A 12189-nucleotide genomic window follows, 5' to 3' on the forward strand; every position below is an offset into this window, starting at 1 on the left:
AGTCGGCACGTCGGCCACCGCGCCGTGCCGCGGCCCCGCCACACGCCGACAGCACGTTCGCCCACCGGCTCCCGCCCGTCGGTGGCGACCGCGCCGAGAGGGTGTCAGTGCCGGCGCGAGCCGACCCGGGCCCGCAGGACGTCGAAGAGCCGACGGCCGACAGCCGTGGTCGAGATGCCGTGCGGTCCCCTCCCGAGCCGGGAGGGCGGGTCGGGCTGCCGGCGCGGCGCGATCCCGTGCCGCCGCATGCGGCGTACGACGGTGCTCAGTTTCGAAGTCACTGTGGAGCTCCCTCCGTATCGGGGTCGGGGGGGTCGGCCCCCACACATCGCCTGCCCTTCGGGGCGAGCCGCATGCCCAAAAACGCGCTCCTGGCATCCATGGGCCGATCCACGGCCGGACTTCGAGGACAACCGCGGTGTGCATGACGACGCGATCCGCCGGCCTCCGGCACTGCCTTCACCACCGCGCTGGAGATGAAGCTCCGCGACGCGCGTCGACGAGGGCCTCCCAGTGGTGGAGAACTGGAACAGCGCCGATCATGACCTGTCCTGCGGGGGGACGGCGATCCGCCCGGTTCGGGCAAGCCCCGGCTCCGGTCTACGTCCGCTCGGTGGGCTGCTCGGCGGCCTCGCGTTCACCCGCGCTGACCAGCCCTGTCTCGTAGGCGACGATGACGGCCTGGACACGATCACGGAGCCCGAGCTTGGCGAGGATGCGGGCGACGTGCGTCTTGACCGTCGCCTCGGCCAGGTGGAGGCGGGTGGCGAGTTCGGCGTTGCTCAGCCCTCGGGCCAGCAGGCCGAGGACCTCCAGTTCGCGCGGGGTGAGCGAGGCGAGGTCGCGGTGGAGGGCGGCCGTGTCGCTGCCGCGCCGGGTGAACCGCTCCACGAGGCGGCGGGTGATGGCGGGCGCGAGCAGAGCGTCGCCGGTACGGACCGTGCGGACGGCCGCGGTCAGATGCTCGGGGGTGACGTCCTTGAGGAGAAAGCCGCTGGCCCCGGCGGACAGAGCCGCGTAGACGTATCGGTCGAGGTCGAAGGTGGTCAGGATGATGACGCGGGGTTCGTCGGGGGCGCCGGTGAGGATGCGGCGGGTTGCCTCCAGGCCGTCCATCTCGGGCATCCGGACGTCCATCAGGACCACGTCGGGGCGTGTGCGACGGACCGCTTCGACCGCTTCGGTTCCGTTGGTCGCCTCGGCGACGACGTCGATGCCGTCGGCGCCGAGGATCAACCGGAATCCGGTGCGGACCAGGGTCTGGTCGTCGGCGAGGAGCACACGCAGTGGCTCGGTCACGGTGTCTCCAAGGGGATCAGGGCCTCCACACGGTAGCCGCCGGTCAGGCGTCGGCCGGTGTTCAGGGTTCCGTCGTAGACGGCGAGGCGCTCGCGCAGGCCGATCAGGCCCCGGCCGCTTCCGGCGGCCCCGGCCGGGTGTCCACCGGTGTCGGTGACTTCCACCCGGAGCCGCCGCGGGCCGTATTCGACGGTCACGGCGGCGGTGGCGCCGGACGCGTGCTTCACGGTGTTGGTGAGGGCTTCCTGGACCACGCGGTAGGCGGCGAGTTCGAGACCGGGCGGGAGGGCACGGGGTGGTCCTGTCACGGTCAGGTCGACGCGCAGTCCGGTGTCCCGGACCCGTCCGACCAGCGCTTCCAGCTGGTTCAGGCCGGGTTGCGGGGTCAGCTCCGCCGCCGTGTCCGTCCCCTCGCCCTCGTCGGTCATGGTGAGCAGTCCCATGACGTGGCGCAGCTCGGCCATCGCCGCGCGCCCGCCCGCCTCGACGGCGAGCAGCGCCTCGCCGGCCTGCTCCGGGGAGGTGTTCATGATCTTGCGGGCGGCGCCCGCCTGGATGATCATCACGCTGACGTTGTGCGTGACGACGTCGTGCAGTTCGCGGGCGATCCTGGCCCGCTCGTGCTCGACGGCCCGGCGCAGCGCCTCCGCCTGTTCGCGCTTCAGGGCGGAGAGCCGGGCTCGGCCCTCGTCGGTCCGGAGCTTCCAGGTGCGCAGGCCGACGGCGGCCACGGCCATCGGGGCCAGGATCAGCAGGGCGATGTATTCGTTGGGGACGATCGGTGTCACCGAGTTCCCCGAAGTGCCGACCAGAACGACCGACACCGGCAGCGCCGCCAGGGTCGCCACCCGGTAGGGGCTGTACACGGCGGCGCTGTAGACGGCGATGACGAACGCGTAGAAGGTCAGCCGCAGGACACTCTGCGGTGTCGCCAGAGTCGCGGCCGTCGCGATGCAGAGCACGGCGAGCGGGTAGCGGCGGCGCAGCGCCAGGGCACCCGAGGCGATGACCGCGAGGGTCACCATGAGAACCAGGCCGCCGAGGCCGGACGGGCGTGGAAAGGCGCGCTCCACGCCGGGTGCGATCTCACGCACCACGACGTTGTCGACGTTGTCGACGCCGTAGTAGACGGTGGCGATTCCGAGTCCCAGTGCCACCAGCGCGTCGAACTGCCAGGCGCGCCGGGTGGGCCGCAGCGGTGGACCGGTCGGAAGCCTGGCATCGCGGATCGTCCGGCGGACGGTTTCCCGCAGCCGCGCCGGCGTCGTACGTACGTCCGTCACCGGTTCATTGTCGCCGTCGCGCGGACCCGCGGGGTCCGCCCCGGTGGTCATTCCCACGACACCGGATACATCACCCGCCTACATCGCAGGGATGACGTTTCCGGGGCCTCGTCCCGGCGCGGTACCGCAATGGGTTCGGGCGGGCGACGCGTGTGGGCCGGGCCCGCTCCTAGCGTTCACGCAACCCGACTGCCCGTACCTGAGGAGCCGTTCATGACCATGCCGGTGATCGAATTGCGCGAGGTGAGCCGCCGATACGACGACGGCCCGCCCGCTCTGCACGAGGCGTCGCTGACCGTGCAGCGCGGCGAAGCCGTCGCGATCCTCGGCCCTTCCGGCAGCGGCAAGTCCACGCTGCTCAATCTGATCGCGGGCCTGGACCGGCCCGACGCGGGGACCGTCACCGTGGACGGGGTGCGGGTGGACCGGCTGGGCGAAGCCGGATCGGCGCGCTACCGGCGGTCGAAGATCGGCATGGTCTTCCAGTTCTTCAACCTGCTCGACGATCTGACCGTCGCCGACAATGTCACCCTGCCCGCACGCCTCGCGGGCACGGCACGTCGCGAGGCGGAGCGCCGGGCGGCGGAACTCCTGGAAGTGCTGGGCATCGACCGGCACGCCCGCGCCTACCCGGGGCGGCTGTCCGGCGGCGAGCGGCAACGCGTCGCGGTGGCCCGGGCGTTGATGAACCGGCCGACGCTGCTCCTGGCCGACGAACCGACCGGGGCCCTGGACACGGCCGCCGGACAGGACGTCAGCAGGCTGCTCAGCGGCCTCAACGCCGAGGGCCAGACCGTCGTCGTGGTCACCCACGACCTGGCTCTGGCCCGGTCCTGCACGAACCGTACGGTCGAGATCGCCGACGGCCGGATCATCGCGGACGTCCGGTCGCAGGCCGTCGTGCCCCAGGCCGTCCGATGAGCACGCTCGGCAAGGTGGTGCGCTCGGGGGTGGGACGACGCCGGGTGCAGACGCTGGTTGTCGGGCTCACCACGATGATGGCGGTGGCCGCCTGCGTCCTCGGCGGATCGCTCCTCGTGGTGTCCGGCGCGCCCTTCGACGACGCCTTCGCCAAGCAGCACGGCGCTCATCTGTCCGTGCAGTTCGACGCGGGCCGAGTGAGTGCCGGGCAGTTGTCGAAGTCCAAGGACGCCGAAGGAGTGAGCAGTGCGGCCGGGCCGTTCCGTACGGCGACGGTCACCCCGCGGTCGGACGGGGCGGGCCCCGCGTGGCCGATGACCGTGGTCGGCCGGGGCGATCCCGGGCAGGACGTGGACAAGGTGGCACTGCTCGACGGGCGGTGGCCCACGCGCTCCGGCGAGATCGTGCTGTCCGCCGACTCCTCGCTCCTCCCGACCATGGGCATGCAGATCGCCTTCCCCGATCTGTCCGGCGGTCCGACCCTCACCGTGGTCGGTGTGGCCCGCTCGGTCACGCGGACCGCCGACGCGTGGGTGGTTCCGTCCCAGATGCCGGCGCTCACCGCTCCCGGCAGCGGCGGACACCAGATGCTCTACCGCTTCGCCGACGCGGGCACCGACGCGCAGATCAGCGCGGGGGGCGAGGCCGTGACGGCATCCCTGCCGCGGGGGACGGCCGTCGGCGAACAGTCCTGGCTCACCGTCAAGAAGGGCGCCGAGCGCGACACCGCCGTCTACGTCCCCTTCCTCATCGCGTTCGGCGTCCTGGGCCTGGTCATGTCGGTGCTCGTCGTCGGCAACGTCGTCGCGTCGGCCGTCGGCACGGGAACGCGCCGTATCGGCATCCTCAAGTCGGTCGGCTTCACCCCGGCCCAGGTCGTGCGAGCCTACGTGGGTCAGGCGCTGGTCCCGGCCGCCGTCGGCACGGCCCTCGGTGTTCTCGCCGGACACCTGCTCGCCGTGCCCGTACTGGCCGAGACCGAGGAGGTCTACGGCACCTCGTCCCTGGCCATCGCCCCCTGGGTCGACGTGGCGGTGATCGCCGGGCTGCTCGGTCTGGTGGCGGCGACCGCGTGGGCGAGCGCCTGGCGGGCCGGCCGGCTGCGTACGGTCGATGCGCTCGCCGTCGGGCGTACCGCTTCGGCGGGGCGCGGCCGGTGGGCCGCCCGCCTGGCCGGACAGCTGCCGTTGCCGCAGCCGGTCGCCCTGGGGCTGGCCCGGCCCTTCGCGCGGCCCGCCCGCGCGCTGGCCATGGGCACGGCGATCCTGTTCGGCGCCATCGCCGTCACGTTCGCCGTGGGGATGGGCGCCTCGCTCGGCGAGGTGATGAAAGCAAAGGCCCACGACGCCGCCGATGTCGTCGTGCCCGCGCCCCTCCCGGACTTCGGGCCCCGAGGTTCTGGAGCCGGGACGCAGCCCAAGGCCGATCTCCCCGCAGTCGCCGCGGCCGTCGAGGCCGCCGCCGGGACCGGGAAGTACTACAGGGCCGCGACGGTACGGGCGACCATGTCCGGCCTGACCGGCATCATCGACGTGATCGCCTTCACCGGCGACGCCTCCTGGGGCGGCTACACGATGGTCTCGGGCCGCTGGATCGACAAGCCGGGCGAGGCCGTGGTCCCGACCCCCTTCCTGGCCGCCACCGGCACCCGCATCGGCGACACCGTCACCCTGAACGGCCTGGCCGAGCCGGTCACGGTCCGGATCGTCGGCGAGGTCCTCGACCCCCGCAACGACGGCAGGCAGGTCTTCACCGACGCCACGACCCTCACGGCCGCACATCCCGACCTGACGGAAACGAGCCATCACATCGCGGTCGTGCCAGGCACCGACGTGTCCGGCTACGTCGCCGCGCTGAACTCGGACCTGGCACCGCTGGGTGTCACCGCGCGGGCCGGCGGGCTCGACGCGGGCGGCGACATGGTCGTCACGCTCAACGCGCTGTCCGTGATCCTCACGCTGATGCTCGTCGTCGTCGCCGCGCTCGGCGTGCTGAACGGCGTGCTGCTCGACACCCGCGAGCGGGTCCGGGAGATCGGTGTGCACAAGGCGCTCGGCATGACCCCCCGGCAGACCATCGCGATGGTCCTCACCTCGGTCGTCGTGACCGGACTGGTCGCAGGCGCTCTGGGCGTGCCGCTCGGCGTGGCCCTGCACGGCTGGGTCATCCCCGCGATGGGCGACAGCGTGGGGCTCCGCCTCCCCGGTTCCGTCATCGCCGTCTACCACGGGGCCGAACTGCTCCCGCTCTCACTCGGCGGCCTGCTCATCGCCACCCTGGGCGCTCTCCTGCCCGCCGGCTCGGCCGCCACGGCCCGAACCGCCACGGCCCTGCGCACCGAATAGGAGGCCGGGTTCGCAGCTCGTGCCTCCGGCCCCCGGCGCAAGGAGGACACTGTTGGCGAATTTCCTGTGCCAACGGAGGTTGTTGATCAGTAGGTTTGTGCCATCAAGGTTGTAACGGCCTGCTCGGAGGGGTGAACGTGGAGGACTCGCAGGTCGCCTTCCGCTTGGAGCTGGGTGTAACCGGGTTCCGCGACTGGAGTGACCCGCCCCTGCCGAGTACTGATCCCAGGACATGCCGTGCCGCCTGGCATGCCGCGGCGCGGGCTGCGGCGCGGGCTGCGGGCGGGCAGGTCGAGGACTTCACGGAGCAGGAATACCCGCAGAACTTCCACAGCGCCAGGATCAGCGATCGGGACGGCACACACAGCGCGCTGTTCCACGCTCACCACCCGCTGATTGCCTTCGTCGGAGACCGGCGCTACTGGTACACCGACGAGTTCCAGGAACCTCCCGCTTGGGCCACCGTCCTCACCGACGTCGGCTTTGTCGTCTTGAGCGCAGCACAGCTCCTGTTGCCGCTGACGGAGTCGGACACCTCTGCTCTGTCTGCGACGGAGTGGCGTCAGATCAAGCACTGGCGGCCGGAGACCCTTGGCGCAACACTCTTCAACTCATGGGACTGATGGCCCGGGCCACCCGAGCCGTCTCCTCAGGAACCCCGCCAACCTTCCTGGCGTGCAACGACACCGACACCCTCCCCGAACGCAACGTCGGCCTTCACGACCACAACGGGTCATGAAGGCCGACGTCACGTCCAGCCCTGGATTCGCCAACAGTGTCCAAGGAGCGGTGGGGGTCGGTCGGCTGGTTGGCTGCCAACTGGCGCGGGACACGGGAGTTCCGAAGCTCCTTCACCTCCGGTACGTGGTTGCAGAGCCTGTCGGCGGCGGCGCGGAGTACGGGGCCGGGCAGGCACGCCCCGGCCCCGCAGACCCGGTGAACGAGACCGGTTCCGAGGAGCGCCGACGGAGGTCAGCGCAGCGCGTGGTGCGGCAGTTCGCCGTCCGCCGTCAGCGGGACGAAGTCCTGTACGAAGTCCGCGCCCGCGCCGACGAGACCGCAGCTGCTCTCGGGAAACTCGTTCCACGCTCCCTGGAGGCCGCTGAGCGGTTCCGACACCACGAGGCGTGTCTCGGGGGACAGCCCGCTCAGGAACTCCAGATCGGGGTGCAGCGCGCGGAGTGTGTCGACCTCGGCGCTGTAGTAGAGGGACCGCGAGCGCCGCTCGCTGGAGTACCGGAAGGCCCAGAGCTGCTCCCCGTCCGTCACCGCGACGGTCATCTGGAGCGGGTGATCCACGCCGTGCCGGCGGCCCAGCTGCTCCACGTGTCCCGCCATGCGGGCCACGGCCGTCAGTGGGTCCTGGTCAAGGCCGAAGGTGAGCGCCAGGAAGAACATGACCTCGGAGTCGGTGGAGCCCTCGATGTCGGCGAACAGCGACGGGTCGATGACCAGGCACAGGTCACGGCGCAGCCGGTGGAAGTCGGCGATCGCCCCGTTGTGCATCCACAGCCAACGCCCGTGCCGGAAGGGGTGGCAGTTGGTCTGCTGGATGGCCGAACCGGTCGACGCCCTGATGTGGGCGAAGAACAGGTGGGAGCGGACGTGTGCCGAGATCTCGCGGAGGTTGCGGTTGTTCCACGCGGGGCCCGTCTCCCGGATCACGGCCGGGGTGTCCATGCCGGGGCTGTACCAACCGATGCCGAAGCCGTCACCGTTGGTCGTCTCGACGCCCATCCTGGCGTGCAGGCTCTGGTCGATGAGGGAGTGGGCGGGGCGGTAGAGCACGGAGTCGAGCAGCACGGGCGTCCCCGTGTAGGCAAGCCACCGGCACATCTGGGACCACCACTCCTCTCCGCCCCCGGCCGCCGACCCGGGCTCCTGGGCCGGGAGCAACACGGGCCGGCCCCTCCATCGTCGCCTGCCCCGCGGGGTGATCGCCACGCAGGACCCGGGTCGAGGGCCTACGGGAACCGGGTCGACGGCCATGCGGCGCCCGGGTGGATCGCATACGGGACCCGGAGCGGTGGGTGCCCGGCTGATGCTCCGCCAGGGGCGCGGAAGGCCCCGACGGGAACCCGGCGCGCCTCCCTCCGCAAAAGTTCAGGCTTAAAGGCAAGCCTAAAGAAAAGGCGTGTCGCATGTATTGACCACACCCGGCGGCGACAGGCAGTCTCTCCGACCGGAGAGCGCTCTCCCATCACAAGCTCCGACCAAGCCTGAGGAGAACGGTTCATGCCCGCAGCCGGCACACCGGTCGCGCCGACGCGACCGAGACCACCCGACACCACCTGGCGGCGAGGCCTCACGGGGGCGGTCGTCACCGCGCTGGTGGCCACCCTGCTCGCCTTCGCACCCGCCACCACCGCACACGCCGCACCCGTGCTGCTCTCCCAGGGCAAGCCGGTCACCACCTCCAGCCAGGAACACAACGGCACACCGGCGGCGCACGCCGTCGACGGCGACAACGGCACCCGGTGGTCGAGCGCCCACTCCGATCCGCAGTGGATCCAGGTGGACCTGGGCGCACCGGCGGCGCTCAGCCAGGTCGAACTGCGCTGGGAGACCGCGTACGCCGAGGCTTACCGCATCGAGCTGTCGACGGACGGGAACACCTGGTCGACGGCCTACTCGACCACGAGCGGGGGCGGCGGCACGGAGACCGTCGACATCTCCGGTACGGCCCGTCATGTGCGGATGACAGGCACCGCGCGCGCCACGCAATGGGGCTACTCGCTCTGGGAGTTCAAGGTGTTCGGCTCGACCGGCGGGGACGGCCCGGTCATCCCGGGCGGCGGCGACCTGGGCCCGAACGTCCATGTCTTCGACCCGTCGACACCGGGCATCCAGGCCAAGCTCGACGAGGTGTTCCGGCAGCAGGAGTCGGCCCAGTTCGGCTCCGGCCGCCATGCCTTCTTCTTCAAGCCGGGCACGTACAACGGCCTCAACGCGCAGATCGGCTTCTACACCCAGATCGCGGGCCTCGGCCTGAGGCCGGACGACACCACCATCAACGGGGACGTGACCGTCGACGCCGGTTGGTTCGAGGGCAATGCCACCCAGAACTTCTGGCGGGCCGCGGAGAACCTCGCCCTGAACCCGGTCAGCGGGACCAACCGCTGGGCCGTGTCACAGGCGGCCTCGTTCCGCCGTATGCACGTCAAGGGCGGGCTCAACCTCGCACCGAGCGGGTACGGCTGGGCCAGCGGCGGCTACATCGCCGACAGCAAGATCGACGGTACCGTCGGGCCGTACTCGCAGCAGCAGTGGTACACCCGCGACAGCTCGGTCGGCGGCTGGACCAACGGCGTGTGGAACATGACGTTCTCGGGCGTGGAGGGCGCCCCCGCCACCGGCTTCCCCGACCCGCCGTACACGACGCTCGACACGACGCCGATCTCCCGCGAGAAGCCGTTCCTCTACCTGGACGGCGACACGTACAAGGTGTTCGCCCCGGACAAGCGGACCGGCGCCCGCGGCACCACCTGGGCCTCCGGCACCCCGCAGGGCCGGTCGGTTCCGCTGGACCAGTTCTACGTCGTCAAGCCCGGCGCCACCGCCGCCACCATCAACGCGGCGCTCGCGCAGGGCCTGCACCTGCTCTTCACCCCCGGTGTCTACCACGTGGACCGGACGATCGAGGTCAACCGCCCGGGCACGATCGTGCTGGGCCTCGGGCTGGCCACGATCATCCCCGACAACGGCGTCACCGCCATGAAGGTCGCCGACGTCGACGGCGTCCGCCTCGCGGGCTTCCTGATCGACGCAGGGCCGGTCAACTCGCCCACCCTGCTGGAGGTCGGCGGCGAGAACGCCACCGCCGACCACGCCGCCGACCCGACGACGGTGCAGGACGTCTACATCCGCATCGGCGGGGCGGGTCCCGGCAAGGCGACCACCAGCATCGTGGTCAACAGCGACGACGTCATCATCGACCACACCTGGGTGTGGCGCGCCGACCACGGCGAGGGCGTCGGCTGGGAGACCAACCGGGCCGACTACGGCGTCCGCGTCAACGGTGACGACGTGCTGGCCACGGGCCTGTTCGTGGAGCACTTCAACAAGTACGACGTGGAGTGGTACGGCGAGCGCGGCCGGACGATCTTCTTCCAGAACGAGAAGGCGTACGACGCGCCGAACCAGGCGGCCATCCAGAACGGCAGCACCAAGGGTTACGCCGCCTACCGCGTCGACGACTCGGTCGACACCCACGAGGGGTGGGGCATGGGCAGCTACTGCTACTACAACGTCGACCCCACCATCCGTCAGGAGCATGGCTTCCGGGCCCCGGTGAAGCCGGGCGTGAGGTTCCACCATCTGCTGGTGGTCTCGCTCGGCGGAAACGGCCACTACGAGCATGTGATCAACCAGACGGGTTCACCGACCTCCGGCACGTCCACCGTGCCGTCCACGGTCGTCTCGTTCCCCTGACCGCGCCTGCGGCCGGTCCCTGGTCCCGCCGACCGGGGGCCGGCCAAGGTCCGTGCATGGCGCGCACCGAACTGGAGGCGCAGTGCAACGTGCACCTGCTACACGACGCCGTGCATCGTCACCGAGGGCGCCCCGGCCCGGGCCGGGGCGGCGCTGAACGCGCAGTACGAGCTGCCGTGAGCCGTATGCGGCAAGGGGCCGTTCCGGCCGCGGCGGAACGGGCCCCGCACAGCACTACGCGGAATCCCGGATCACCAGCTCCGCGTCGAAGACGACGGAGGTGGGCTCGGTCCGGATGCCCTCGATCTGTTCCTGGAGCAGCCGGGCCATGGTGGCCGCCATCTCCTGCACCGGCTGCCGGACCGTGGTCAGCGGCGGCCGGCAGGCGAGGGCCGCACTGGAGTCGTCGAAGCCGATGACCGCCACGTCGTCCGGCACCCGGCGGCCGCTCTCGCGCAGCGCCTCGCACGCGCCCTGGGCCATCAGGTCGTTGGCCGCGAAGACACCGTCGATGTCGGGGTGCTCGCTCAGCAGCCGGTTCATGGCGGCGGCACCGCTGTCGACGGTGAACCGTCCCTCGGCGACGGGTATCCAGGGCCGGCCGTGGCGGGCCATGGTGTCGCGGAAACCGGCCAGCCGGTCCTGGGCGGCGGGCAGTTCCAGCGGTCCGGCCACCGTGGCGATCCGCCGGCAGCCGCGCCCCAGCAGATGCTCGGCGGCCAGCTGCGCTCCCTCGCGGTGCGCGACGTCGACGAAACTGACGGGCGCCTGCGGCAGCGGACGGGCGAACAGCGCGCAGGGCAGGCCCTCGGACGCGAGGAGCGCGGGCAGAGGGTCCTCGGCACGGGTGGAGAAGACGAGCGCGCCGTCCGCGCTGCCCTGGCGCAGATACGCCACCACCTGCTGACGGGCGGCCTCCGTCTCCGCGAACATCAGCACCGGGTACATGGACCGTGGCCGCAGGAAGCCGACGACGCCGCTGACGACGCGGCCGAAGAAGGGGTCGGCCAGTGCCCGCGCCGCGAACGCGTTCTGCTCGGTCTCCGAGTCGTCCCCGGCGCCGGAGACGACCAGCGCGATGGTCTCGGCGCGGCGGGTCACCAGGGAACGCGCCGCACGGTTGGGGGCGTAGCCGGTGCTGCGGATCGCGGTGCGTACGGCGTCCTGGATGGCGGGGTCCACGTTGCGGACGCCGTTGACGACACGGGAGACGGTGGCGCGGGAGACTCCCGCCTCGCGGGCCACGTCCTCCAGGGTGGGCGCCTGTCTGGTCATGCACCGCACCCTATCGGCCGAGGCGGCCGGCCTCCGCGGCGGTGACGGCGAGCGTGCTGGTCAGCGGCAGGTCCCCGGCGGACCGGCCCGGACGGCGGCCTCGAAGGGGGCCAGGTACACCTCCCGCAGGGCACGCGCGTCGACGCGTACGTCGACCGTGAGGCGTTGGATCTCGGAGTCGCCTGCGACGTAGTGCTCGGCGGTGGCGGCGACGCCGTGCGCCTGGATGCCCCGGATCAGGGCGGCTCCGGTGCGGCCCGCGAGCAGCGGGTCCTCCGAGAAGCACACGAAGTGGCGGCCGCCGAGGGGCGACCGGTGCAGATTGAGGGTGGCGCGAGGAGCACGTGCACGCCCTTGCGCCTCGCCTCGGCGGCCAGCAGCCCGCCGAGGCGTCCGACGAGGTCGTCGTCCCACATCGCGCCGAGCGCGGAGGCAGAGGGCGGCAGGGCGGAGGTGTTCCGCTCGTCCCAGGAGTCTCCGCGCCCGCCCGCCGGGCCGTCGGAGGGGGTGAGGGCGGCCAGGCCGGCCGCCGACTCCGCGTGGGTGTCCCAGGTGGTCGCCCCCGTGAGCAGGCGGATCTTCTGCCGGGTGTCCAGTTTGTCGATCAGCCGGGCCAGGCCGTCCTCGGCCATGTG

Annotated in this window: 9 protein-coding genes and 1 pseudogene; 4 read left to right on the forward strand and 6 right to left on the reverse strand. The window is 71.7% G+C overall.

The genetic code is table 11. The features are described 5' to 3' along the window. Positions 1 to 104: 104 nt before the first annotated feature. From OGH68_RS03115 to OGH68_RS03125, 3 genes are all read right to left on the reverse strand, one after another. Positions 105 to 281, reverse strand: coding sequence for a hypothetical protein (locus tag OGH68_RS03115; RefSeq protein WP_264241764.1), 177 nt, complete (start codon positions 279 to 281; stop codon positions 105 to 107). A 319-nt stretch (positions 282 to 600) separates the two neighbouring features. Then, positions 601 to 1299, reverse strand: a complete 699-nt coding sequence (locus OGH68_RS03120) for a response regulator (protein ID WP_264241765.1) — start codon at positions 1297 to 1299, stop codon at positions 601 to 603. Then, positions 1296 to 2633, reverse strand: a complete 1338-nt coding sequence (locus OGH68_RS03125) for a sensor histidine kinase (protein WP_264241766.1) — start codon at positions 2631 to 2633, stop codon at positions 1296 to 1298. Before OGH68_RS03125 ends, OGH68_RS03120 begins: the two co-directional genes overlap by 4 nt. Positions 2634 to 2795: 162 nt before the next feature. On the opposite strand from OGH68_RS03125, the gene OGH68_RS03130 reads away from it, so the two are divergent. The 3 genes from OGH68_RS03130 to OGH68_RS03140 all read left to right on the forward strand — a co-directional run bounded on the left by OGH68_RS03130 (position 2796) and on the right by OGH68_RS03140 (position 6471). After that, positions 2796 to 3503, forward strand: coding sequence for an ABC transporter ATP-binding protein (locus tag OGH68_RS03130; protein WP_264241767.1), 708 nt, complete (start codon positions 2796 to 2798; stop codon positions 3501 to 3503). Then, on the forward strand, positions 3500 to 5848 hold the full coding sequence (locus OGH68_RS03135) for an ABC transporter permease (protein WP_264241768.1): 2349 nt from the start codon (positions 3500 to 3502) through the stop codon (positions 5846 to 5848). Before OGH68_RS03130 ends, OGH68_RS03135 begins: the two co-directional genes overlap by 4 nt. Positions 5849 to 5985: 137 nt before the next feature. Continuing rightward, positions 5986 to 6471, forward strand: a complete 486-nt coding sequence (locus OGH68_RS03140) for a hypothetical protein (RefSeq protein ID WP_264241769.1) — start codon at positions 5986 to 5988, stop codon at positions 6469 to 6471. A gap of 349 nt (positions 6472 to 6820) precedes the next feature. Here the strand turns inward: OGH68_RS03140 and OGH68_RS03145 are convergent, their stop codons facing one another. Then, a complete protein-coding gene (locus tag OGH68_RS03145) occupies positions 6821 to 7684 on the reverse strand; it encodes a class II glutamine amidotransferase (protein WP_264249878.1) in 864 nt (287 codons plus the stop codon). A 399-nt stretch (positions 7685 to 8083) separates the two neighbouring features. On the opposite strand from OGH68_RS03145, the gene OGH68_RS03150 reads away from it, so the two are divergent. Continuing rightward, a complete protein-coding gene (locus OGH68_RS03150; RefSeq protein ID WP_264241770.1) occupies positions 8084 to 10279 on the forward strand; it encodes a discoidin domain-containing protein in 2196 nt (731 codons plus the stop codon). Between the two features lie 234 nt (positions 10280 to 10513). Here the strand turns inward: OGH68_RS03150 and OGH68_RS03155 are convergent, their stop codons facing one another. Together OGH68_RS03155 and OGH68_RS03160 are read right to left on the reverse strand one after the other, a co-directional pair. Next, on the reverse strand, positions 10514 to 11554 hold the full coding sequence (locus OGH68_RS03155; protein WP_264241771.1) for a LacI family DNA-binding transcriptional regulator: 1041 nt from the start codon (positions 11552 to 11554) through the stop codon (positions 10514 to 10516). An 81-nt stretch (positions 11555 to 11635) separates the two neighbouring features. Then, positions 11636 to 12186: pseudogene (locus OGH68_RS03160) on the reverse strand (glycoside hydrolase family 3 N-terminal domain-containing protein); the annotation flags it as partial. Positions 12187 to 12189 lie beyond the last annotated feature (3 nt).

Origin of the sequence: Streptomyces peucetius (assembly GCF_025854275.1) — a bacterium.
Classification (GTDB): Bacteria; Actinomycetota; Actinomycetes; order Streptomycetales; family Streptomycetaceae; genus Streptomyces; species Streptomyces peucetius_A.

Bases quoted from the DNA above. Each gene is read 5' to 3' on its own strand.
- OGH68_RS03135 (WP_264241768.1), top strand. From the start codon at position 3,500: ATGAGCACGCTCGGCAAGGTGGTGCGCTCGGGGGTGGGACGACGCCGG.
- OGH68_RS03150 (WP_264241770.1), top strand. From the start codon at position 8,084: ATGCCCGCAGCCGGCACACCGGTCGCGCCGACGCGACCGAGACCACCC.
- OGH68_RS03145 (WP_264249878.1), bottom strand. From the start codon at position 7,684: ATGTGCCGGTGGCTTGCCTACACGGGGACGCCCGTGCTGCTCGACTCC.
- OGH68_RS03155 (WP_264241771.1), bottom strand. From the start codon at position 11,554: ATGACCAGACAGGCGCCCACCCTGGAGGACGTGGCCCGCGAGGCGGGA.
- OGH68_RS03130 (WP_264241767.1), top strand. From the start codon at position 2,796: ATGACCATGCCGGTGATCGAATTGCGCGAGGTGAGCCGCCGATACGAC.
- OGH68_RS03125 (WP_264241766.1), bottom strand. From the start codon at position 2,633: ATGACCACCGGGGCGGACCCCGCGGGTCCGCGCGACGGCGACAATGAA.